The organism is Streptomyces sp. NPDC056144 (genome assembly GCF_042264145.1).
GTDB lineage: Bacteria > Actinomycetota > Actinomycetes > Streptomycetales > Streptomycetaceae > Streptomyces.
This window is the reverse complement of the sequence record NZ_JBHJVF010000005.1, coordinates 161,490-183,731: the sequence shown is the minus strand read 5'-3', so window position 1 is coordinate 183,731 and position 22,242 is coordinate 161,490. Positions and strand designations below refer to the sequence as shown.

16 protein-coding genes are annotated in these 22,242 nt (G+C 71.6%); 9 read left to right on the top strand and 7 right to left on the bottom strand.

What is annotated here, in order from left to right; translation table 11 throughout:
• Positions 1 to 56: 56 nt before the first annotated feature.
• The 3 genes from ACFC0Z_RS17515 to ACFC0Z_RS17505 all read left to right on the top strand — a co-directional run bounded on the left by ACFC0Z_RS17515 (position 57) and on the right by ACFC0Z_RS17505 (position 3,761).
• Positions 57 to 1,445: an amino acid permease gene (locus tag ACFC0Z_RS17515; protein ID WP_376438276.1), complete on the top strand. Its 1,389-nt coding sequence runs from the start codon at positions 57 to 59 to the stop codon at positions 1,443 to 1,445.
• Between the two features lie 114 nt (positions 1,446 to 1,559).
• Positions 1,560 to 2,984: an amino acid permease gene (locus ACFC0Z_RS17510; protein WP_376438273.1), complete on the top strand. Its 1,425-nt coding sequence runs from the start codon at positions 1,560 to 1,562 to the stop codon at positions 2,982 to 2,984.
• 132 nt (positions 2,985 to 3,116) lie between these two features.
• Positions 3,117 to 3,761: a superoxide dismutase gene (locus ACFC0Z_RS17505; protein ID WP_376438271.1), complete on the top strand. Its 645-nt coding sequence runs from the start codon at positions 3,117 to 3,119 to the stop codon at positions 3,759 to 3,761.
• Between the two features lie 122 nt (positions 3,762 to 3,883).
• On the opposite strand, the gene ACFC0Z_RS17500 is transcribed toward ACFC0Z_RS17505, so the two are convergent.
• The gene (locus ACFC0Z_RS17500; protein WP_376438268.1) at positions 3,884 to 4,519 is read right to left on the bottom strand and encodes a DsbA family protein; all 636 of its coding nucleotides are present in this window, start codon (positions 4,517 to 4,519) and stop codon (positions 3,884 to 3,886) included.
• A gap of 143 nt (positions 4,520 to 4,662) precedes the next feature.
• Here ACFC0Z_RS17500 and pepN (ACFC0Z_RS17495) point away from each other — a divergent pair, with 143 nt between their 5' ends.
• Both pepN (ACFC0Z_RS17495) and ACFC0Z_RS17490 read left to right on the top strand, forming a co-directional pair.
• Entirely contained in the window at positions 4,663 to 7,212 is a 2,550-nt protein-coding gene (gene pepN, locus ACFC0Z_RS17495; protein WP_376438265.1) for an aminopeptidase N, read from the top strand.
• Between the two features lie 231 nt (positions 7,213 to 7,443).
• Positions 7,444 to 8,448, top strand: a complete 1,005-nt coding sequence (locus tag ACFC0Z_RS17490) for a hypothetical protein (RefSeq protein WP_376438262.1) — start codon at positions 7,444 to 7,446, stop codon at positions 8,446 to 8,448.
• Positions 8,449 to 8,470: 22 nt separating this feature from the next.
• Here the strand turns inward: ACFC0Z_RS17490 and ACFC0Z_RS17485 are convergent, their stop codons facing one another.
• The 3 genes from ACFC0Z_RS17485 to ACFC0Z_RS17475 form a co-directional block, all read right to left on the bottom strand.
• On the bottom strand, positions 8,471 to 9,637 hold the full coding sequence (locus ACFC0Z_RS17485; protein WP_376438259.1) for a serine hydrolase domain-containing protein: 1,167 nt from the start codon (positions 9,635 to 9,637) through the stop codon (positions 8,471 to 8,473).
• A 124-nt stretch (positions 9,638 to 9,761) separates the two neighbouring features.
• Complete coding sequence (locus ACFC0Z_RS17480; protein WP_376438256.1) at positions 9,762 to 10,229, bottom strand: NUDIX hydrolase; 468 nt, start codon at positions 10,227 to 10,229, stop codon at positions 9,762 to 9,764.
• Between the two features lie 9 nt (positions 10,230 to 10,238).
• On the bottom strand, positions 10,239 to 10,811 hold the full coding sequence (locus tag ACFC0Z_RS17475) for an HPP family protein (protein ID WP_376438254.1): 573 nt from the start codon (positions 10,809 to 10,811) through the stop codon (positions 10,239 to 10,241).
• A gap of 311 nt (positions 10,812 to 11,122) precedes the next feature.
• Between ACFC0Z_RS17475 and ACFC0Z_RS17470 the strand changes: the two genes are divergently transcribed.
• The 3 genes from ACFC0Z_RS17470 to pepN (ACFC0Z_RS17460) all read left to right on the top strand — a co-directional run bounded on the left by ACFC0Z_RS17470 (position 11,123) and on the right by pepN (ACFC0Z_RS17460) (position 18,371).
• Positions 11,123 to 14,443 (top strand): S8 family serine peptidase, encoded by a 3,321-nt coding sequence (locus tag ACFC0Z_RS17470; RefSeq protein ID WP_376438253.1) that lies wholly within the window; start codon positions 11,123 to 11,125, stop codon positions 14,441 to 14,443.
• A 175-nt stretch (positions 14,444 to 14,618) separates the two neighbouring features.
• The gene (locus ACFC0Z_RS17465; RefSeq protein WP_376438251.1) at positions 14,619 to 15,635 is read left to right on the top strand and encodes an aspartate-semialdehyde dehydrogenase; all 1,017 of its coding nucleotides are present in this window, start codon (positions 14,619 to 14,621) and stop codon (positions 15,633 to 15,635) included.
• Positions 15,636 to 15,791: 156 nt separating this feature from the next.
• Positions 15,792 to 18,371 carry an aminopeptidase N gene (gene pepN, locus ACFC0Z_RS17460; RefSeq protein ID WP_376438249.1) on the top strand — a complete coding sequence of 860 codons (2,580 nt, stop codon included), beginning with the start codon at positions 15,792 to 15,794 and terminating at the stop codon, positions 18,369 to 18,371.
• A 67-nt stretch (positions 18,372 to 18,438) separates the two neighbouring features.
• Here pepN (ACFC0Z_RS17460) and alc read toward each other — a convergent pair whose 3' ends face one another.
• The 3 genes from alc to ACFC0Z_RS17445 all read right to left on the bottom strand — a co-directional run bounded on the left by alc (position 18,439) and on the right by ACFC0Z_RS17445 (position 21,541).
• Complete coding sequence (gene alc, locus ACFC0Z_RS17455; protein ID WP_376438247.1) at positions 18,439 to 19,563, bottom strand: allantoicase; 1,125 nt, start codon at positions 19,561 to 19,563, stop codon at positions 18,439 to 18,441.
• A 66-nt stretch (positions 19,564 to 19,629) separates the two neighbouring features.
• Positions 19,630 to 20,556, bottom strand: coding sequence for a LysR family transcriptional regulator (locus ACFC0Z_RS17450; RefSeq protein WP_376438245.1), 927 nt, complete (start codon positions 20,554 to 20,556; stop codon positions 19,630 to 19,632).
• 10 nt (positions 20,557 to 20,566) lie between these two features.
• Positions 20,567 to 21,541 (bottom strand): EamA family transporter, encoded by a 975-nt coding sequence (locus tag ACFC0Z_RS17445; protein WP_376438243.1) that lies wholly within the window; start codon positions 21,539 to 21,541, stop codon positions 20,567 to 20,569.
• A 136-nt stretch (positions 21,542 to 21,677) separates the two neighbouring features.
• Here ACFC0Z_RS17445 and ACFC0Z_RS17440 point away from each other — a divergent pair, with 136 nt between their 5' ends.
• Positions 21,678 to 22,190, top strand: a complete 513-nt coding sequence (locus ACFC0Z_RS17440) for a MarR family winged helix-turn-helix transcriptional regulator (RefSeq protein WP_376438241.1) — start codon at positions 21,678 to 21,680, stop codon at positions 22,188 to 22,190.
• Positions 22,191 to 22,242 lie beyond the last annotated feature (52 nt).

Genomic DNA, 22,242 nt, shown 5'->3' with positions numbered 1-22,242 from the left:
GCCAGCGGAGAGACTGTGGAGTCTCCATAAACCGCCAGAGAGCACGAGCCCCCCACATGCGCGACCCCCTGTCCGAACCCGAGCCCCTGTCCGAACCCGAGCCCCTCTCGCACGGCCTGAAGCAGCGTCACCTGACGATGCTGGGGCTCGGCGGGGTGATCGGTGCCGGTCTCTTCGTCGGCTCGGGCGCCGGCATCGCCGTCGCCGGGCCCGGCATCGTCGTCTCCTACCTGATCGCGGGCGCGCTCGCGATGCTGGTCATGCGGATGCTCGGCGAGATGTCGGCGGCGATGCCCGCCTCCGGCGCGTTCTCGGTCCACGCCGAGCGGGCGCTCGGCCGCTGGGCGGGCTTCTCGGTGGGCTGGCTGTACTGGTTCCTGCTCGTCGTCGTCCTCGCCGTGGAGGCGACGGGCGCGGCGCAGATCGCGAACGGCTGGGCGCCGGGGGTCCCGCAGTGGGGCTGGGTGCTGATCTTCATGGTCGTCTTCACCTTCGCCAACCTGGCGGCGGTGAAGAACTTCGGCGAGTTCGAGTTCTGGTTCGCCGCCCTGAAGGTCGGCGCGATCGTCCTCTTCCTGGTGCTCGGCGTCCTCGCGATCGTCGGCTGGCTGCCCGACACCGACCCGGTGGGGATGGCCAACCTGACCGGCCAGGGCGGCTTCCTGCCGAACGGCTGGGAAGGGGTCGTCTCCGGCGTCCTCGCCGTCGTCTTCGCCTTCGGGGGCCTGGAGGTCGTCACGATCGCGGCGGCCGAGTCGGCCGACCCGGCGCGGAACGTGGCGCGCGCCGTGCGCAGCGCGGTCTGGCGGATCCTGCTCTTCTACGTGGGCTCGATGCTGGTCATCGTGACGCTGCTGCCGTGGACGTCGATCAAGCCGGGCGAGTCCCCGTACGTGGCCGTGCTCGACGCGATCGGGGTGCCGGGGGCCGGGCAGATCATGAACGTGGTCGTCTTCGTGGCGCTGCTCTCGGCGCTCAACGCGAACCTGTACGGCTCGTCGCGGATGGTGTTCTCGCTCGCCGAGCGCGGGGAGGCGCCGAAGGGGCTGCTCAAGGTGTCCGGCGGCGGTGTGCCGCGCCGGGCGGTGCTCGCCTCGGTGGCCTTCGGCTTCGTCTCCGTCCTCCTCAATCTGAAGTGGCCGGACTCCGTCTTCCTCTACATGCTCAACGCGGTCGGCGCGGTGCTGCTCTTCGTCTGGGCCCTCATCGCGGTCTCGGAGCTGCGGCTGCGGCGGCGGATCGAGCGGGAGGCGCCCGAGACGCTGACGCTGCGGATGTGGGGCTTCCCGTGGCTGACCTGGGTGGCGCTCGCGGCGATGGCGGCGGTGTTCCTGCTGATGCTGTTCGACGACGGGGCGCGGCCGCAGCTGCTGTGGTCGTCGGCGGCCACCGGGGCCGTACTCCTGGTGGCGTGGGTGCGGGAGCTGCGCACGAAGCGAGCATGACTCTTCACTTTGTGTGAAAGTCGTGACCGTATAGCGGACGCGTGTTCCCTCTGAGCGGTGCACCGGCTCAGACTGTGGGCTCTCCCCGTCTCACCTAGTGAACAGAGCCCGCCCATGTCCCGGACCACCGCGCCCGCGCCGGCCGACCGCGAGGACGGCGCGACCGGTGCGAACGCGCCCGCAGAGGGCCTCTCGCACGGCCTCAAGCAGCGCCACCTCTCGATGATCGCCCTCGGCGGCGTCATCGGCGCCGGACTCTTCGTCGGCTCCGGCGCCGGCATCGCCGCCGCCGGACCCTCGATCGTGATCGCCTACGCCCTCTCCGGCGTCCTCGTCATGCTCGTGATGCGCATGCTCGGCGAGATGTCGGCGGCGAACCCGGCCTCGGGCTCGTTCTCCGTCCACGCCGAGCGCGCCTTCGGCTCCTGGGCCGGGTTCACCTCGGGCTGGGCCTTCTGGTTCCTGCTCTGCGTCGCCGTCGGCCTGGAGGGCATCGGCGCGGCGAAGATCATGACCGGCTGGTTCCCCGGCAGCCCCGAGTGGGCCTGGGTCGCGCTCTTCATGCTGGTCTTCACCGTCACCAACCTGGCGGCCGTGAAGAACTTCGGCGAGTTCGAGTTCTGGTTCGCCGCGCTCAAGGTCGGCGCGATCGTCCTCTTCCTCGGCATCGGCGTGCTCGCCATCGCCGGCGTCCTGCCCGGCACGGACGCCCCCGGCACCACGAACCTCACCGGTGACGGCGGCTTCTTCCCGCACGGTTCCGAGGGCCTGATCGTCGGCCTGCTCGCCTCCGTCTTCGCGTACGGCGGCCTGGAGACGGTCACCATCGCCGCGGCCGAGTCGGAGCACCCGGTGCAGGGTGTCGCCAAGGCCGTCCGTACGGCGATGTGGCGCATCGCGCTCTTCTACGTCGGCTCGATGGCGGTCGTCGTCACCCTCGTCCCGTGGGACGACAAGGCGATCGTCGAGAAGGGCCCGTACGTCGCCACCCTCGACTACCTGGACATCCCGGCCGCCGGCCAGATCATGAACGTGGTCGTGCTCGCCGCGCTGCTCTCGGCGATGAACGCCAACATCTACGGCGCCTCCCGCATGGCCGGTTCGCTCGTCGCCCGCGGCCAGGGCCCGAAGGCGCTCGGACGGCTCTCCGGCGGGGTCCCGCGCCCGGCCGTGCTCGTCTCCTCCGTCTTCGGCTTCGGCTGCGTCCTGCTGAGCTACTGGTCCCCCGACAAGGCGTTCATCTGGCTGCTCAACACCATCGGCGCGATCATCCTCGTCGTCTGGTTCTTCATCGCCGCCTCCCAGCTCGCCCTGCGCCGCCGCACCGAGCGCGAGTCGCCCGAGAAGCTGGTCGTGAAGATGTGGGCCTTCCCGTTCCTGACCTGGGTGGCGCTCGCCGGCATGGCGGCGATCTTCGTCCTGATGGCCCGCGAGGAGGGCACGCGGGTGCAGCTGTACTTCACGGGCGGCCTGACGCTGCTGCTCGCGGCGGTCGGCTACGTCCGCCAGAAGGCGGCGGCGGGCGACCGGACCGTCTGACCCGGCACCGTCCCTCACGAACCCCCGGACCGTTCTCGGTCCGGGGGTTTCTTGATCACCCCATCACGCAACTGCTGCTAGCCTGCACTTGCGAACAACTTGCAATAAGACGTCGAAGGGGTGGGCAGGGCAATGGCGATCTACACACTTCCGGAGCTGCCGTACGACTACGCGGCGCTGGAGCCGGTGATCAACCCGGAGATCATCGAGCTGCACCACGACAAGCACCACGCCGCGTACGTGAAGGGTGCGAACGACACCCTGGAGCAGCTGGAAGAGGCGCGCGACAAGGACCAGTGGGGCGCGATCAACGGCCTGGAGAAGAACCTCGCGTTCCACCTCTCCGGCCACATCCTGCACTCCATCTACTGGAACAACATGAACAGCCCGAAGGACGGGGGCGGCGGCGAGCCGCTGGCCGCCGACGGCGTCGGCGACCTCGCGGACGCGATCACCGAGTCCTTCGGCTCCTTCGCGAAGTTCAAGGCCCAGCTGACCAAGGCCTCCGCGACCACCCAGGGCTCCGGCTGGGGCGTCCTCGCGTACGAGCCGGTCAGCGGCCGGCTGATCGTCGAGCAGGTCTACGACCACCAGGGCAACGTCGGCGTGGGCTCCGTGCCGGTCCTGGTCTTCGACGCCTGGGAGCACGCCTTCTACCTCCAGTACAAGAACCAGAAGGTCGACTTCATCGAGGCGATGTGGGCGGTCGTCAACTGGCAGGACGTGAGCAAGCGGTACGCGGCCGCCAAGGCCTCCGTGCCGCTGATCTCCTTCTGACCCCACGCTCCTGCTCGTGATCGTCTTCTCAACCTTCACGTTGCAGGCGGACAAGAGGACGGCCCCCGCGATGACGTGAATCGCGGGGGCCGTCTGCTGTGCGGACTACTCGAAGCCGTGGACTACTCGAAGCTGGGAGCCGCCGTGCGGGTGCGCTTGATCTCGTAGAAGCCGGGCGTCGACGCCACGAGCAGCGTGCCGTCCCACAGCCGGGCCGCCGCCTCGCCGCGCGGGGTCGGGGTGACGACCGGGCCGAAGAAGGCGACCTCGTCGCCGTCCGGGCCGGGCACCGCGATGACCGGGGTGCCGACGTCCTGGCCGACCTTGTTGATGCCCTCCGCGTGGGAGGCGCGCAGCTCGGTGTCGTAGGTGTCCTTGTCGGCGTAGTCGATCAGGTCCTCGGGCAGACCGGCGTCCTTGAGGGCCCCGGCGATCGCCTCGCGGCCGACCTCCTCGCCGTTGTTGTGGAAGCGGGTGCCGAGCGCCGTGTAGAGCTTGCCGACGACCTCGTCGCCGTGCAGCTGCTGGGCCGCGACGACGACGCGGACCGGGCCCCAGGCCTTGGTCTCCAGGAGCTCGCGGTACTGCTCCGGGAGCTCGTCGATCTTGTCTTCGTTGAGCACGGCCAGGCTCATGACCTTCCACCGGACGTCGACCGGACGCACCTGCTCGACCTCCAGCATCCAGCGTGAGGTCATCCAGGCCCAGGGGCACAGCGGGTCGAAGTAGAAGTCGGCGGTCGTCCTCGTCTCGGACATGTCACTCCTCGGAACGTCTTCAAGGTCGGTGGGTGCGCTTCGGACAGCAACACCACCCCCACCCGGCGGCATTCCCGTGTCCCGGGTGTCAGCAACACATGGGAGGATCGGTGCTGTTTCGAACGTGCCACGAAGGAGTGACCGTGCCTGGTGAGAATCTGTCCCGCGACGAGGCCCGGGAGCGGGCCGAGCTGCTGTCCGTCGACGGGTACGAGGTCGAACTCGACCTCCGCTCGGCCGTCGGCGACTCGACGGAGGCGGTGCGCACCTTCCGTTCGGTGACGACGATCCGCTTCCGCCGTACCGGTTCCGGCGACGCGACCTTCGTCGACCTCATCGCCCCCTCGGTGAACGCGGTGACGCTCAACGGCCGCCCGCTCGACCCGGCGGTCGTCTTCGACGGCGCGCGGATCGCGATCGACGGTCTCGCCGACGAGAACGTCCTCGTGGTGGACGCGCAGTGCGCCTACAGCCGTACCGGCGAGGGCATGCACCGCTTCGTCGACCCGGAGGACGGCGAGGTCTACCTCTACACGCAGTACGAGCCGGCCGACGCCCGCCGGGTGTACGCCAACTTCGAGCAGCCCGACCTCAAGGCCCCGTACCGCTTCGCGGTGACCGCGCCCGAGGCGTGGACGGTCTGGTCGAACGGCGCGGGCGAGCGGGACGCCGAGGGGGTGTGGCGGTTCGCGGAGACGGCGCCGATCTCCACGTACATCACGTGCGTCGTGGCGGGCCCGTACCACTACGTGACCGACAGCTACAGCCGCGGCGACCTGACGATCCCGCTCGGCGCGATGTGCCGCAAGTCGCTCGCGAAGTACTTCGACGCGGACGACATCTTCCTGATCACCAAGCAGGGCTTCGACTTCTTCCACGACAACTTCGACTACCCGTACCCCTTCGGGAAGTACGACCAGGCCTTCGTCCCCGAGTACAACCTCGGCGCGATGGAGAACCCGGGCATGGTGACCTTCCGCGAGGAGTACATCTACCGGGGCAAGGTCACCCAGGCGGCGTACGAGAGCCGGGCCAACGTCATCAACCACGAGATGGCGCACATGTGGTTCGGCGACCTGGTCACCATGGTGTGGTGGGACGACCTGTGGCTGAAGGAGTCCTTCGCGGACTTCATGGGCTCCTTCGCGAACGTGGAGGCGACCCGCTTCACCAACAGCTGGGTCACCTTCGCCAACAGCCGCAAGGCCTGGGCGTACCGCGCCGACCAGCTGCCGTCCACGCACCCGATCACGGCCGACATCCGTGACCTGGAGGACGCCAAGCTCAACTTCGACGGCATCACGTACGCCAAGGGCGCCTCGGTGCTCAAGCAGCTCGTGGCGTACGCGGGCCGGGACGCGTTCCTGGAGGGCGCGCGCCGCTACTTCAAGCGCCACGCGTACGGGAACACCCGCCTGAACGACCTCCTCACGATCCTGGAGGAGACCTCGGGCCGCGACATGAAGGCCTGGGCGAAGTCCTGGCTCCAGACCTCCGGCGTCAACACGCTGACCCCGGCCGTCACCTACGACGCGGAGGGCCGGATCACCGAGCTCGCCGTCGTCCAGGAGGGCGACGAGCTGCGTCCGCACCGGGCGGCCGTCGGCCTCTACCGGCTGTCGGCGGACGGCGAGCTCGTCCGGTACGCGCGCGTGGAGACCGACATCACCGGCGCCCGGACGGTCGTCGGGGAGCTCGCCGGCGAGGAGAGGCCCGACCTGGTCCTCGTCAACGACGACGACCTCACCTACTGCAAGGTCCGCTTCGACGAGAACTCGCTCGCGACGCTGCGCGCGCACCTCGGCTCCGTCACGGACCCGCTGGCCCGCGCCCTGTGCTGGTCGGCGCTGTGGAACCTGACCCGTGACGGGCTCATGCCCGCCCGGGACTTCGTCGCCGTCGCGCTCGCCTTCGCGGGCCGCGAGACCGACATCGGCGTCCTCCAGATGGTGCACGCCTGGACGAAGTCCGCCGTCACGCTCTACGCGGCCCCCGAGTGGCGCGAGGAGGGCGGGCGACTGCTCGCCGAGGGCGGCCTGCGCGAGCTGCGGCTCGCGGAGCCGGGCAGCGAGCACCAGCTGACCTGGGCGCGGTTCTTCGCCGCGACGGCCGCCTCCGAGGCCGACTTCCAGCTCCTGGAGGGGCTCCTCGACGGTACGGCGAAGGTCGACGGCCTCGACGTCGACCAGGAGCTGCGCTGGGCCCTGCTCTCGCCGCTGGCCTCGCACGGCCGGGCGGACGAGGGCCGGATCGGCGAGGAGCTGGCCCGCGACGACACGGCGACGGGCAAGCGCCACCAGATCCGGCTGCTCGCCTCGCGGCCCTCGGCCGAGGTCAAGGCGCAGGCCTGGGCGCAGGTCGTCGAGTCGGACACGCTGTCGAACGCTCTGGTGGAGGCCGTCATCGCCGGCTTCGTGCAGCCCTCGCAGCGCGAGCTGATCGCCCCGTACACGGAGAAGTACTTCGCGGCGATCGAGCGGCTGTGGGACGAGCGGTCGATCCAGATCGGCATCGACGTCGTGCGGGGCCTGTACCCGGGCCTCCAGGACAACGAGGAGACGCTCGCGGCCACGGACGCCTGGCTGACGGAGCACGCCTCGGCGCCTCCGGCGCTGCGGCGCCTGGTCCTGGAGTCGCGGGACGACCTGGCGCGCGTGCTGCGCGGCCAGGCCTGCGACCGCCTGGCGGCATAGGACTGTTCCCTCCCGGCGGGGGTCGTGCGCTTCGGGCGCGCGGCCCCCGTCGGGCTCTGCGGAGACCTCTGCGGGGACGTCTGCGGAGACCTCTGCGGAGAGCTTCACCGCCTTCCGGGGCGACCCCTCATCGGCAGTCGAACGCGCGTACTTTAGGGCGGTGTTGTCCCGGAATGTCGACGAGCGTGTAACAGGGGTTAGGGCCGCCTCCGGGCGCGGAAGACCCCCGGCATGAACCACAACACCCCCATCACCCCCCGCCCCCTCCCCCTCGCCTCCCGCACCGGCCGGCCCCAACGCATCGCCTCCACCGACCAGTTGAGGGCCCAGGGCATCCCCGCCGGCGAGGTCGCCGCGCGCTGCCGCCCCGGCGGCTGGCAGCAGCTCCTGCCCGGCGTCTTCCTCCTCCAGCCCGGCCCGCCCACCAGCGAGGACCGGCTCGGCGCCGCCCTCCTGTACGCCCGCAGGGCCGGAGCCCTCCCCGTCCAGGGCCCCGACGCGATGATCACCGGACTCGCCGCCCTGACCCTGCACCGCTTCACCTCCGCGCCGCCGCTCACCGCCCTCGACCGGATCGACGTCCTCGTCCCGCGCACCCGGCGGCTCCGCTCGACCGGCTGGGTGCGGGTGGTCCGGGCCCCCGAGAGCCCGGAGCCCGTGGAGCTGACGGGACTGCCGGTCGCCCCGGTCGCCCGCGCCGTCGCCGACGCCGTCTCGGGCCTCTCGGACGCGGAGACCGTACGCCGGCTGCTCACCGAGGCGGTCCGCGGCGGCCACTGCGAACCGGCCGTGATCGTGCGGGAGTTGAGCCGGGCGCGACTGCTCACCCGGCCCCACGTGGTGGACGCGGTGGACACGCTGCTCGTGGAGGGCCGCTCGCTCTCCGAGGACCGGCTGTACGAGATGGTGCGCGAGTTCGGACTCCCGGACCCGCTGTGGAACGTGGACCTGCGCCTGCCGGGCGGCCCGCACCTGGGCGGCGTGGACGCCTACTGGCCGGACCAGGCGGTCGCCGTCGAGCTGGACACCCGGGCGCCCCGGCAGGACGACGACGCGCTGTGGTCGGAGTACACCCGCAAGCGCGAGCACCTGGAGCGGCTCGGCATCACGGTCGTCCACCTGACCCCGCGCAAGCTGCGCGAGGCCCTCGACCAGCAGGCCACGGTGGTCCGTACGGCCCTGATGGCGGCGCCGGACCGGATGCCGTCGGCGTACGTCGTCGTCCTGCCCCGGTGATCCGGGCGGAGCGGGGCGGAGGTCAGCCGCAGAACTCGGCCTCCAGGACGGCCTGGGTGTCGCCCGTCCAGTCCGCGTTGAGGTTCAGGGCGAGGGAGTGGCGGCCGTCCTTGGTGGTCACGGCCTCGGAGGAGGAGCCGTGAATGCCGCCGCCGTGGCCCCAGACCTCCGTGCCGCAGCTCAGCTTCTGCTTCATGAGCCCGAGTCCGTACCCCAGGTCGGGGCGGTCGTCGGAGAGCGGGATCGTGTCGGTCATCTCCTTCAGTTCGGCCTTCGGGAGGAGCCGGCCCGTGAGCAGGGCGCGGTAGAAGGTCTGGAGGTCGCGGGAGTCCGAGATCATCTCGCCGGCCGCGGAGGCGATGGTCGGGCTCAGCCGGCTGACGTCGTGGACGGGGGCGGCCGGGTCGTCGGCGGTGAGCTTGGAGTAGGCGGGGGAGCTCGGCCTCGGCATGGAGACGTCGGTGCCGGGGACGCTGGTGGCGCGGAGCTTCAACGGCTTGATGACGCGGTTCTCGACCGCCTTGCCGTACGGGCGGCCGGTCACCGCCTCGATCACCATGCCGGCCAGGACGTAGTTGGTGTTGGAGTAGTTCCAGCCCGTGCCGGGGGCGAAGTCGGGGGCGTGGGTCATCGCTATGCCGACGAGCTGCCGGGGGGTCCAGCGGTCGTAGCGGTGCTCCAGGAAGCCGGGGCCGAACACCTTCTCCTGGAAGGCGGGGTCGGAGGTGACGCTGTAGACGCCGCTGGTGTGGTTGAGCAGCTGGCGGACGGTGATCTTGCGGCCGTCGTGGCCGTTGCCCCGGACGACTCCGGGGAGCCACTTCTCGACCGGGTCGTCGAGGTCGAGGCGGCCCTCGGCCTGGAGCTGGAGGAGGACGGTGGCGACGAAGGTCTTGGTGATGGAGCCGACGCGGTAGCGGTCGTTCCCCTTGCGCGCGCCCGCCGTGCCGGTCCAGCGGTCGTTCCCGTCACGGGCCTGGGCGACGGCACCGGGGACTCCGGCGTCGGCCGCCGCCTGGAGGGCCCGCTGGGTGGCGGCGTGGTCCCGCCCGCCCGTCGGCGCCGCGAGGGCGGGCGCGGCGAGCGCGGTGGCGGCGAGGCCGGCCACGAGCGTGGCGGCGACGAGCGTGCGCGTCGTACGTACGGTGCGGGTCGTGCGTGCGCTGCGGGTCGTGCGTGCGGCTGACATGCGGGCTCCCCTGAAACGCTGCCGTGCGGTGTGCGCGGCGGTCGCAAGGGAGGACCACGGGGTCGGCGGGACGGTTGAGCGGGGTTGCGGGGGTTGGGCGTCTTTCAGCCGTTTGGCGGACGTGTCAGCTGCCGGACGGGTCGGTGAGCGCGGAGCGGCCCACCGCGGGCCGGTTGCGCCAGAGATCGATGCCGATGTCGACGAGCGAGACGCGGGGCAGGTCGGGGACGCTGTCGAGAGGGTGCCAGGCGGCGAGGTCCGTGGAGCCGCCGGTCTCCGGGCGGAGGGCGCCGCCGGTGACGCGGGCCTCGTAGATGATCCGCAGGCCCTGCCAGTCCCCGGGCGCGCCGAGCCGGCGCAGCCAGCCTCGCCGGATGGAGTCGATGCCGAGGAGAGCGGTGGGCTCGGTGACGTACCCGGTCTCCTCCTCGACCTCGCGGACGACGGTGTCGACGGGCTCCTCGCCGTGGTCCATGCCGCCACCCGGCAGGGTCCACCGCTTGTTGCCGTCACTCGGTACCCAGCGGGCGAGAAGGATCTCGCCCTCACGGACGCACACGGCGTAGGACGCCACCCGCAACTCCGTTTTCATGCGCCGAGGTTAGTACCAGTACGTGGGATAGGCCCGGCCCGTGGCGCGGGCGCCGACGAGACCGACGGCGACGAGGAGGAGGGCGGCCAGCGCCAACAGGCCGAGGAAGAGCCAGAAGGGCGGGCCCTGGAGCGCGACGATCACGGCCGTGGCGGCGGCGGGCGAGTGCGGCGTGCGGGCGCACATCATCACGCCGAGGGCGAGACCGCCGGCGACGGCGGCGCCCCAGAGGCCGGGTCCGGCGACCGCGAGGACGGCGAACCCGGTGAGCGCGGAGAGCAGTTGGCCGCCGACCACCGATCGCGGCTGGGAGAGCGGCAGGTCGGGGGCGCCGGCCACGAGCGCCATGCTCGCCGCGAGGGGCGGTATCAGGAGGGGCTGGTGCAGCAGGGTCCCGAGGGCGACCAGGAGGGTCAGCGCGAGGACGGAGGTGGCGGTGCCGAGGAGCAGGACCCGGGGGCGGGGCCGGGCGGGCGGTCGGGCCCGTACGGGGGTCGGCGCGGACGAGGGGGTGGTGGCGGGTGCGGATTCGGTCGCGGTCGCGTTCGCGGATGCGGTTTCGGGAGCCTGGGCGGGCGGCACGGTGATCCTCTGCTCGTCGCGGGGCGGGGACGTGGTGGGCGGGGACGTGGTGGGCGGGGACGTGGTGGGGCGGCACTCGTCCGCGTAACCCCGTCGGCTCCCCGTCCCATTCCGCCCGCGCGTGGAACCGCCGACTCACCCCCCTTGGGGAGGTTTCGTCCTCTGTGGCGTATCGGCGACGCTGGCGGGTTTGCGCCGCGACGCCAACCCAGACCCGGGTAACCCTCCACAAAACCCGGTCACTTACGAAAGGCTGAGCGGTCATCCGGCACCTATTACCGGACTCTGTCCTTTCACCCACAGGGATATAAATGACCGCCCCCGAAACTCGGAGCTCCATACCCGGAGGCTCGACGGCAGGGCACAGGCGCGCGGCGCGCATCGCCGCCGCCGCCGGGCTCGTCGCCGCGCTCGTCGCGACCGGTGCCGCTCCCGTGCTCGCCACCGAGGCCCCGGCCACCACTCCCCCGGTCAAGACCGCGGACCCGGCCGACAAGCTCGGCCCGACCGACGCCCAGCGCCTGAGCGAGGCCGAGGCGAGCGGCGAGCGCACCGTCACGATCCTCGTCGCCACCGCCCCCGGTGCGACCGAACAGGTCGCGGGCCAGCTCGACGCGGTCCCCGGCGCCTCCGTCGGCAAGCAGCAGGACGCGCTCGGCTACGTCCGCGCGACCCTGCCGACCGCCAAGGCCGAGGCCGCCATCGCGGCCGCCGTGAAGCTCTCCTCCGTCCAGGCGGTCGACCTCCAGGCCGAGATCGCCCTGGACGACCCGACGCCGGCCGCCGACACGGCGAAGGGTGCCGTCGAGGGGACCACCGTCACCACGACGTACCCGGCGCCGAGCGCGAAGACCCCGGCGAAGAACCCGTACAACCCGTCGCACGAGACGGGCGCGGTCGAGTTCGTCGAGGACCACCCGAAGGCCGACGGCCGCGGCGTGACCATCGGCATCCTGGACTCCGGCGTCGACCTGGGCCACCCGGCCCTGCAGAAGACGACGACGGGCGAGCGGAAGATCGTCGACTGGGTGACGGCGACGGACCCGATCACCGAGAGCGACGCCACCTGGCGCGTGCAGAACGCCCCGGTCGCGGGCCCGGTCTTCACCGGCGCCTCGCAGAGCTGGAAGGCCCCCGAGGGCTCCTTCCAGTTCAGCCGCTTCGCCGAGTCCGTCACCGCGGGCGGCGACCCGGCCGGTGACATCAACCGCGACGGCGACACGACCGACGTCTTCGGCCTGCTGTACGACCCGGCCGCCGGCACCGTCCGCGTGGACACCGACCAGAACAACGACTTCACGGACAACGCGCCGCTGAAGCCGTACAAGGACGGGTTCGGGGTCGGCTACTTCGGCACCGACAACCCGGCCACCGAGGTCGTCGAGAAGACCCCGTTCGTCGTGGAGATCCGCAAGGACGTCCCCATGGACCCGTACGGCGGTCCCTGGGTCGGCCAGAAGCGCGACTTCGTCAACATCGGCCTCGTCGAGTCCTCCCACGGCACGCACGTCGCCGGCATCACCGCCGCCAACAGCCTCTTCGGCGGCCGGGCGAACGGCGCCGCTCCCGGCGCGAAGATCGTCTCCTCGCGCGCGTGCACCTGGACCGGCGGCTGCACCAACACCGCCCTCACCGAGGGCATGACGGACCTCGTCGTCAACCGCGGCGTCGACATCGTCAACATGTCGATCGGCGGCCTGCCGCAGCAGAACGACGGCGACAACGTCCGCGCCCGGCTCTACACCCGCCTGATCGACACCTACGGTGTCCAGCTGGTCATCTCGGCCGGCAACTCGGGCCCCGGCATCAACACCATCGGCGACCCCGGCCTGGCCGACAAGGTCCTCTCGGTCGGCGCGGCCGTCTCCCAGGCGACCTGGGCCGCCAACTACGGCTCGGCCGTCGAGAAGAAGTACGCCATGTTCCCGTTCTCCTCGCGCGGCCCGCGTGAGGACGGCGGCTTCACGCCGACGGTCACCGCGCCCGGCTCCGCCGTGAACACCATCCCGACCTGGCTGCCCGGCGCGGGCGTGGCCGAGTCCGGTTACACGCTGCCCGCCGGTTACGGCATGCTCAACGGCACCTCGATGTCCTCGCCGCAGGCGGCGGGCGCGAGCGCGCTGCTGCTGTCGGCCGCGAAGCAGAAGGGCATCGCCCTCTCCCCGCTGACCCTGCGGACCGCGCTGACCTCCACCGCGAAGCGCATCCCCGGTGTCGCCGCCCACGAGCAGGGCGCCGGCCGCATCGACATCGTCGAGGCCTGGGAGTCGATCAAGGACGGCGCGACCGCCCACGACTACAAGGTGCAGGCCCCGGTCGACACCAAGATCTTCCCGGCCCCGCGCACCGGCACCGGTGTGTACGACCGCGAGGGCGACCTCAAGGTCGGCCAGAAGAAGGTCTACGACGTCACCATCACGCGCACGAGCGGCCCGGCCGGTCCGATCGAGCACGAGCTGGAGCTGAAGAACAACGACGGCACCTTCCGTCTCCTCGGCGACGACGAGATCGACCTGCCGCTGAACACGCCGGTCACCGTCAAGCTCCAGGCCCGTCCCACCACGGCCGGCGCCCACAGCGTCATCCTGGAGGCCGACGACGAGGACACCGAGGGCGTAGACAAGCAGATCCTCAACACCGTCGTCGTCGCGAGCGACCTGGTCGCCCCGGGCTACGGCTTCTCCGCCTCCGGCTCGGTGCAGCGCAACAGCACCAAGTCGTACTTCGTCACCGTGCCCGAGGGCGCCAAGACCCTCGAGGTCGCCATCGGCGGGCTGAAGGAGAAGAGCCAGACCCGCTTCATCGCGATCCACCCGTACGGCGTCCCGGTCGACCCGACCGCCACCACGGGCTGCTACCCGCACTACAACCCGGCGAACACCTGCCGCCCGGACCTGCGGTCCTACCCGAACCCGACGCCCGGCGTCTGGGAGGTCGAGGTCGAGGCCCGTCGCACGTCGCCGGACCTGGACAACCCGTACACCCTGAACGTCGCCGCCCTCGGCGTCGACTTCGACCCCGCCGTGCAGAACCTCGCCGAGGCGAAGATCGGCACCCCCGCCCCGGTCCAGTGGACGGTCACGAACCGCTTCGCCGGCATCGAGGGCAAGCTGAAGGGCGGCTCGCTCGGCTCGCAGAAGGCCGAGACGCCGACCATCCAGCACCACGAGAAGCAGACGAAGACCGTCACCATCGGCGAGGGCGTCGAGCGCCTCGACATCGCCATCGGCAACACCTCCGACAAGGCCGCCGACCTCGACCTCACGGTCACGCTGAACGGCAAGCAGGTCGGCCAGTCGGCGGACGGCGACTCGGAGGAGTCCGTCTCCCTCGTGAAGCCGGCGGCTGGTACGTACACGGTCACCATCGACGGCTACTCGGTCGTCGCCGCGGGCGGCACCACGTACGACTACAAGGACCGTTACGTCTCCGCCTCGCTCGGCACCGTCCAGGTGGGCAGCGCGGCGGCGGTCCCGCTGGCCAACGGCGCCTCGGCCCCGTTCTCGGCCGAGGTCGTCGTCGCCGGCGCGGCCCCCGAGGGACGCCAGTTCTTCGGTGAGGTCCAGCTGGTCAACGCGCGCGGCACCGTCGCGGGCACCGGCAGCGTCCTGATCGGCGCCGTCACCCCGTAACACCGCACGAAGGAGGGGGCGGGCGCCGGATCCGGTGCCCGCCCCCTTCGCGTGCGCGGACGCGTCCAGGGCCCGTCCCGTTCCTTGGACAATGGATTGGACAAGGCGCCCCCGGACGCACGCATCATGGACGGGCAGCACCCTGCACACACGTACGGAGTACGGAGGAGTCCCCGTGAAGGTCGGAATCGTCGGAGCCACCGGTCAGGTCGGCACAGTCATGCGCAGCATCCTGGCCGAGCGGAACTTCCCTGTCACCGAGCTGCGGCTCTTCGCGTCCGCCCGCTCCGCCGGCACCGTCGTCGACGGGGTCACGGTCGAGGACGCCTCCACCGCCGACTACACCGGCCTGGACATCGTGCTCTTCTCCGCCGGTGGCGCCACCTCCAAGGCCCTCGCCGAGAAGGTCGCCTCCCAGGGCGCCGTCGTGATCGACAACTCCTCCGCCTGGCGCCGCGACCCCGAGGTCCCGCTCGTCGTGTCCGAGGTCAACCCGCACGCGATCAAGGACCGCCCCAAGGGCATCATCGCCAACCCGAACTGCACCACGATGGCCGCCATGCCGGTCCTCAAGCCGCTCCACCAGGAGGCCGGCCTCACCGCGCTGATCGCCACCACCTACCAGGCCGTCTCCGGCTCGGGCGTGGCCGGTGTCGCCGAGCTGCGCACCCAGGCCTGTGCCGTCGCCGAGAACGCCGACCAGCTGGCCTTCGACGGCGAGGCCGTCGAGTTCCCCGAGCCCGCCGTCTACAAGCGCCCGATCGCGTTCAACGTGGTCCCGCTGGCCGGCTCGATCGTCGAGGACGGCTCCTTCGAGACCGACGAGGAGCAGAAGCTCCGCAACGAGTCCCGCAAGATCCTGGAGATCCCGGAGCTCAAGGTCTCCGGCACCTGCGTGCGCGTCCCGGTCTTCTCCGGCCACTCGCTCCAGGTCAACGCCCGCTTCGACCGCCCGATCAGCGTCGAGCGCGCCTACGAGCTCCTCAAGGACGCCGAGGGCGTGATCCTCTCCGAGATCCCGACCCCGCTCCAGGCCGCCGGCAAGGACGCCTCGTACGTGGGCCGCATCCGCGTCGACGAGACCGTCGAGAACGGCCTCGCGCTGTTCCTCTCCAACGACAACCTCCGCAAGGGCGCGGCGCTGAACGCCGTGCAGATCGCGGAGCTGGTCGCGGCCGAGCTCCAGGGCTGATCGACAGAGGTTCATCGACAGAGGTTCTCCGAAGGGGTGGTACCGGAATCCGGTACCACCCCTTCGCCGTGCCCGCGCCGTGGAAATGTACGGTGCGCCTCCCCCGCACCCCGTGGAAAGATGGGCCAAACGTCACGAAACCTAGGAGTTGACCGGGTGCCTGGTACGAACCTGACCCGTGAAGAGGCCCAGCAGAGGGCGGCGCTGCTGAGCGTGGACGCGTACGAGGTCGAACTGGACCTCACCGGTGCGCAGGAGGGCGGCACCTACCGGTCCGTCACCACCGTCCGCTTCGATTCCGCGGAGGAGGGCGCCGAGACCTTCATCGACCTCGTCGCCCCCGCCGTCCACGAGGCCGTCCTCAACGGCAAGTCGCTGGACGTCGCCGCCGTCTTCCGGGACTCCCGGATCGCCCTGCCCCACCTGAAGGCCGGGCGCAACGAGCTCAAGGTCGTCGCCGACTGCGCGTACACGAACACCGGTGAGGGTCTGCACCGCTTCGTCGACCCGGTCGACGACCAGGCCTACCTGTACACCCAGTTCGAGGTGCCGGACGCGCGGCGGGTCTTCGCCTCGTTCGAGCAGCCCGACCTGAAGGCGACCTTCCAGTTCACCGTGAAGGCGCCGACGGGCTGGACGGTCATCTCCAACTCGCCGACCCCGGAGACGCCGAAGGACGACATCTGGGTCTTCGAGCCGACGCCCCGGATCTCCACGTACATCACGGCGCTCGTCGTCGGCCCGTACCACGCGGTCCACTCCTCGTACGAGAAGGACGGCCGGACCGTCCCGCTGGGCATCTACTGCCGCCCGTCGCTCGCCGAGTTCCTCGACGCGGACCACATCTTCGACGTGACCCGCCAGGGCTTCGACTGGTTCCAGGAGAAGTTCGCGTACGACTACCCGTTCGCCAAGTACGACCAGCTCTTCGTGCCGGAGTTCAACGCGGGCGCGATGGAGAACGCGGGCGCGGTCACCATCCGCGACCAGTACGTCTTCCGCTCGAAGGTGACGGACGCGGCGTACGAGCGGCGTGCCGAGACGATCCTGCACGAGCTCGCCCACATGTGGTTCGGCGACCTCGTCACCATGGAGTGGTGGAACGACCTCTGGCTGAACGAGTCGTTCGCGACCTTCACCTCGGTCGCCTGCCAGGCCTCGGTGCCGGGCACCCGCTGGCCGAACGCCTGGACGACCTTCGCCAACTCGGAGAAGACCTGGGCCTACCGCCAGGACCAGCTGCCGTCGACGCACCCGATCATGGCGGACATCAACGACCTGGAGGACGTGCTCGTCAACTTCGACGGGATCACGTACGCCAAGGGCGCCTCCGTCCTCAAGCAGCTCGTCGCCTACGTCGGCGAGGACGAGTTCTTCAAGGGCGTGCAGGCGTACTTCCAGGCGCACGCCTTCGGGAACACGCGCCTGTCCGACCTCCTCGGCGCGCTGGAGGAGACCTCCGGGCGCGACCTCAAGACCTGGTCGAAGGCGTGGCTGGAGACGGCCGGCATCAACATCCTCCGCCCGGAGATCGAGACCGACGAGAACGGCGCGATCACCTCCTTCGCCGTCCGCCAGGAGGCCCCCGCGCTGCCCGCCGGCGCCAAGGGCGAGGCCGTCCTGCGTCCGCACCGGATCGCGATCGGCTTCTACGACCTCGACGCGGCCGGCAAGCTGGTCCGCACCGAGCGCCTGGAGCTCGACATCGAGGCCGCCGAGCTGACCGCCGTGCCGCAGCTGGCCGGCAAGTCCCGCCCGGCCGTCGTCCTGCTCAACGACGACGACCTGTCGTACGCGAAGGTCCGCCTCGACGAGGTGTCCCTGACCAACGTCACCGCGCACCTCGGCGACTTCGCCGAGTCCCTGCCGCGCGCCCTGTGCTGGGCCTCCGCCTGGGACATGACCCGGGACGGCGAGCTGGCCACCCGCGACTACCTGGAGCTCGTGCTCTCCGGTGTCGCCAAGGAGACCGACATCGGCGTCGTCCAGTCGCTCCAGGGCCAGGTCAGGGCCGCTCTGGAGCAGTACGCGGCGCCGGAGTGGCGGGCCGAGGGCCTGGCGCGCTGGGGCGCCTACGCGCAGGAGCAGCTGCGGGCCGCCGAGGCCGGCAGCGACCACCAGCTGGCGTGGGCGCGCGCCTTCGCGGCGACCGCCCGTACGGACGCGGAGCTCGACGTCCTCGCGGGGCTGCTCGACGGCTCCGTGGTCGTCGAGGGCCTGGCCGTCGACGCCGAGCTGCGCTGGGCGTTCGTCCAGCGGCTCGCGGCCACCGGCCGCTTCGACGAGGCGGAGATCGCCGCCGAGCTGGAGCGCGACCGCACGGCGGCGGGCGAGCGTCACGCGGCGACCGCCCGCGCGGCCCGTCCGACGGAGGCCGCGAAGGCCGAGGCGTGGGCCTCGGTCGTCGAGGACGACACGCTGGCCAACGCGGTGACGGAGGCCGTCATCGGCGGCTTCGTCCAGTACGACCAGCGCGAGCTGCTCGCCCCGTACGCGGCGAAGTACTTCGCGGCGATCAAGGGCGTCTCGGAGACCCGCAGCCACGAGATCGTCCAGCAGATCGTGGTCGGTCTCTACCCGTCGCTCCAGGTCTCGCAGGAGACCCTCGACGCGACCGACGCGTGGATCGCCGAGCACCAGCCGGTCCCGGCGCTGCGCCGTCTGGTCACGGAGTGCCGCGCGGGCGTCGAGCGCGCGCTGAAGGCGCGTGCGGCTGACGCGGCGGCCGCCGAGTAGCACCTTCTGGTACGGAGATGGGGCGCCCTCCCCCGGAGGGCGCCCCATCGTCATGTCACCGTGCGGGTCAGCCGGTCAGCGCCGCGTACCGGGCGCGCAGGACGGCCGCTCCCTCCGCGGTGAACGAGCCGTGGAGCCGCATCCGGGCCACGCCGCCGTCGGGGAAGGCGTCGAGGCGGACGTGGGTGACGACCGCCTGGGCGTCGAGCCGGAAGCGGTGGAGGGTGTCGGGCTGGAGCCGGGTGCGCGGGATGATCTCGAACCACTCCCCCGTGTCGCCGTTGCGGCCCTGGAGGGCGATCCACCCCGCCGAGTTCCCCTTGAGGTAGGCGGTGTCGATCTCGACCGCGCGGACCGCGCCCTGGGCGGGGAGCCGGAAGCGGACCCAGTCGTTCGTGTCGCGCACGCGGCGGCGGCGGTTCTCCCAGCCGTCGTCCATCTTGCGGGAGGTGCCGGGCAGGATGATCTGCGTCGGCGAGGAGTAGAAGCGGTCCGAGGCGTCCTCGTACGACCCGCCGTTGAGTACGGAGATCAGGTCGACGGTCCCGAGGAGCTCCAGCCACTCGGGGTCGGGCACGACCTCGCCGTGGACGCGGAGACGGGCGATGCCGCCGTCCGGGTGCTGGCAGAGGCGCAGATGGGTGAAGCGTCGCTCGGCGTCGATCGCGAAGCCGTTGGCGGCGTGGCCGCGCACGGGGGTGGGCGGGACGAGCTCCTCCCACTTCGCGTCGAGGAGTTCGGCGGGGCTGGGCGAGCCCTCGACGGCGGTGGCCTGGACGCTGACCTTCTGCGGGTAGTTGCCGCGGAAGTGGGCGGTGTCGACGACGATCCCGCGGATGACGCCGGGGGCGCCGAGGCGGACGATCGCCCAGTCGTGGTCGTCGGGCGCGGGGAAGACGTGGTCGGCGTCGGCGCCCCGGCGGCGGCGGGTCTCCCAGCCGTCCATGATCTTGCCCTTGTGGCCGAAGTGCTCCGGGTCGAAGACGGCGCGCTCACGGACGAGGAGGTTCTCGCGCTCGGCGAAGAACTCGTCGTTGGCGGCGACGACTCCGGCGCCGAGGCGGCGGTCGGCGAGGTCGACGAGCTCGGTGAAGGGGAAGTCCCCGGAGCGGTAGTCGGCGTACGGGTCCCCGCCGGAGTAGGGGGCGGCGTCGTTGGCGTGCGGGTCCTGGTCTTCGAAGGTCGTCGTCATGTCCTCCACTCTGCGGGGGACGAACCCTTGCGGTCCATCGAATGTTTTCGACGATGCCGTTCAGTTCTACTGAACGGTTTCGCGTGCCGCCGCCGCCTGCCGGAGCGCGGCGAGCACCCGGGCCACCGCCGGACCCTCCTCCGCCCCGCTCCGTACGGCCGCGACCACGTGACGGCGCGGCTGGTCGGCGGAGAGGACCCGCATGACGACCCCGGCCCCGGTGCCGGTCCCGCGGTCGGCGGAGGCCATGCGGGGGACGAGCGCGACACCCATCCCCGCCTCGACCATGGCGAGGATCGCGGACCACCCGGAGGCGCTGTGGGCCTGCTCGGGGACGAAGCCGGCGGCCTCGCAGGCTGCGGTGGTGATCTCGGACCAGGGCCCCGAGCCGCCGAAGATCCAGGGCTCGGCGGCGAGGTCGGCGAGCCGCAGACCGGGCGCGTCGGCAAGACGGTGGCCGACCGGGAGGGCGACGTCGAGCGGGTCGGCGAGCAGGGGCGTACGGCTGAACTTGGGGTCGCGCGCGGAGGGCGCGTGGGCGGCGAGCGAGAGCGCCAGGTCCACCTCGCCGGCGCCGAGGAGCTCGTACGCCTCCGCCGCCTCGGCCTCGCGGATCCGGATGTCGAGCCCGGGGTGGGCGGTGCGCAGCTGCCGCACGGCGGGGACGACGAGGGCGGGCACGGCGGTCGAGAAGGCGGCGACGCGCAGCCGGCCCGCCTCGCCCCGCAGATATCCGTCGAGTTCGGCGTCGGCGCGCTCCAGTTGTGCGAAGACCGCCTCGGCGTGCCGCAGGACCAGGTGGGCGGCGTCGGTGAGCCGGACGCGGCGGCCCTGGGCCTCCAGGAGCCGGACGCCCAGCTGTTTCGAGAGGTTGGTGAGCTGCTGGGAGACGGCCGAGGGGGTCATGCGCAGAGCCTCCGCGGTCGCGGTGACGGTGCCGCGATCACGGAGGCCCCGGAGGATCTGGAGCTTCTTGATGTCCCACTCGGTCATGGGGCGCAATCTACCTGCGGGCCGCCAGGGTCTTCGGGCCGGTCGACGCTTCCACGCCCTTCCCTTCAGTCGGAGCGAACGGTTCGGCAGGCTTGGCGGTGGTGGGCTTGGCGGCGGCGGGCTCGGGGGCCTTGCGCGGTCCCAGCTGGCCGACGAGCGTCGCGCCGAACGCGATGACCATGCCGACGACCTGCACCGGGCCGAGCGCCTGGCCGAGGGCCGCCCAGCCGACGATGGCGGCGGTGATCGGCGAGAGCGGGCCGAGGAGGGTCACCGAGGAGGCATTGAGGCGCTCGATGCCGCGGAACCAGAGGAAGTACGAGATCGCGGTGTTGCCGAAGGCGAGGTAGGCGTAACCGGCCAGGTTGGTGCCGCTGAGGGCCGGCGGGGCGCCTTCGACGAGGAAGGCGATCGGGAGGATGACCAGGCCGCCGGCGGTGAGCTGCCAGCCGGTGAGCGCGAGGGCGCCGACGCCCTCGGGGCGGCCCCAGCGCTTGGTGAGGACGACGCCGGCCGACATGGAGAGCGCGGAGAGCAGTCCGGCGACGACCCCGACGAGGTCGAGCGCGGCTCCGGCCTTGAGGACGACGAGGCTGACGCCGAAGGCGGCGGCGACGGCGGTGACCAGGGACCTCGCGGTGGGCCTGTCGCCGAGGAAGAGGGCGGCGAGGCCGACGACGAAGAGCGGGCCGACGGAGCCGACGACGGCGGCGACGCCGCCGGGGAGGCGGTACGCGGCGAGGAAGAGCAGCGGGAAGAAGGCGCCGATGTTGAGCGCGCCGAGGACGAGGGACTTCCCCCACCAGGCCCCCCGCGGGAGCTTGCGGGTGAGCGCCAGGAGCAGGAGCCCGGCGGGCAGGGCCCGCATGAGGCCGGTGAAGAGGGGCCGGTCGGGCGGCAGGAACTCCGTGGTGACGAAGTAGGTGGTGCCCCAGGAGACGGGGGCGAGGGCGGTGAGGGCGACGACGGCGGCCTTGCGGGACATGGTGGTTCCCCCTGACACGGAGTTCCGGTGGCTGCGGACCGCCGGATCGGCTTGGCGGTAATTAACTTAGCACTAAGCTACTTACTTGCAAGTGGCTTTCTTGCCATCGAGGCGAAGGGAGGGGAACACTGCACCCATGACCACGCAGAACCCCGGCCCCGCGCACGACGCCGTCGACGCCATCGCCGACCAGTGGGCGGCCGTCCGCCCCGACCTGGACACCGTGCCGATGGCCGTCTTCGGGCGGATCTACCGGCTCGCCAACGCCATGCGCGGCAGGGTGGACAAGGCGTACGCGCCCTACGGCATGGCGCTCGGGGAGTTCGACGTGCTCGCGACGCTGCGCAGGTCCGGAGAGCCGTACACGCTCTCGCCGCGCGAGCTGACCGCCACGCTGATGATCACCACCGGCGGGATGACCGGCCGGCTCGACAAGCTGGAGAAGGCCGGGCTGCTCACCCGCAGCCCCGACCCGAACGACCGGCGCGGGCTGCGCGTGACCCTCAGCGAGCACGGCAGGGAGCTGGTGGACCGGGCCGTCGAGGCCGGTCTCGCCCAGCAGCGGGCGGCCCTTGAGGCGGCCCTCACGGAGGCGGAGGCGGAGCAGCTGACGGGCCTGCTCCGGAAGTTGCTCGCGACGACCTCGTGAGCGGTCGTCGCGGTGCCTGAACGCACGCGAGGGCGCCGCGCGGTACCTCGTA